This is a genomic window from Mycobacterium sp. NGS39 (assembly GCF_059812765.1).
On record NZ_JCALDH010000036.1, the window covers coordinates 1 to 297 of the forward strand.

The 297-nt window shown below is 71.4% G+C and carries 1 protein-coding gene; it reads left to right on the forward strand.

Going from position 1 to position 297, the window contains the following annotated elements:
• The coding region (locus tag AC5Y39_RS21245; protein ID WP_500021718.1) for an AMP-binding enzyme at positions 1-297 on the forward strand (297 nt) is incomplete at both ends.

A 297-nucleotide genomic window follows, 5' to 3' on the forward strand; every position in this document is an offset into this window, starting at 1 on the left:
CCGCATCGAACTCGGCGACGTCCAAGCCGCCCTGGCCGAGGCCGACGGGGTGGAGCAAGCCGTCGTGATCGCGCGCGAAGACCACCCCGGCGACAAGCGGCTGGTCGGCTACATCACCGGCACCGCAGATCCGGCGCAGGTGCGCACGCAGCTGGCCGAGCGGCTGCCGGCCTACATGGTGCCCGCGGCGGTGGTCGTCTTGGAGAAGCTGCCGCTGACGGTCAACGGCAAACTCGACAAGCGGGCGTTACCGGCGCCGGAATACCACGATGGCGGCAGCGCCTACCGCGCCCCCAC